The organism is Phosphitispora fastidiosa (genome assembly GCF_019008365.1).
Classification (GTDB): domain Bacteria; phylum Bacillota; class Thermincolia; order Thermincolales; family UBA2595; genus Phosphitispora; species Phosphitispora fastidiosa.
Genome location: NZ_JAHHUL010000071.1, coordinates 1 through 463, shown reverse-complemented (window position 1 = coordinate 463; position 463 = coordinate 1). Strand labels below are relative to the sequence as shown.

Annotated in this window: 1 protein-coding gene; it reads right to left on the bottom strand. The window is 43.0% G+C overall.

Annotated elements, in window-relative coordinates:
• Positions 1-43: 43 nt before the first annotated feature.
• Positions 44-463, bottom strand: a 420-nt coding sequence (locus tag Ga0451573_RS18990) for an IS91 family transposase (protein WP_231685764.1), incomplete at its 5' end; no start/stop codon positions are given.

Below are 463 nucleotides of genomic sequence, written 5' to 3'. Positions count from 1 at the left end.
GATGCACTTTCCCCCTCCCCAAAATCAGCAAAAATTTATGTAGTTAAGCCACAATGGGAGGGGAGCAGTTCCTGGGTTCAAGTTTCATCTTCTTTAGCATTTTGCCTTTACCACACTGTGGACATAGAGTGATATCCCTGCCTGTCAGTTTCAGGATTAATTCTGCAATGTCAGTGATTTTCGTCCTGGATGTACTCAATTTAAATAGCTGCTTACAGGTATTCAGCTTGGTATTACGGTTTCTGTTGCTCAGAATCCCGTAGTGACGAATCTTGACAAACCTTTGTGGCAGAATATGCAGCAGGAACCGTCGAATGAACTCCTGGGCATCAAGGGTCATCAGTTTAGTCTTGTTATTGTCCCGGTAATCCCGCCATTTAAAGGTAACCTTGCTGTCTTCAACCTTAATAATTCTATTGTTAGAAATAGCAACCCTGTGAGTGTACTGTCCCAGGTATTGCAG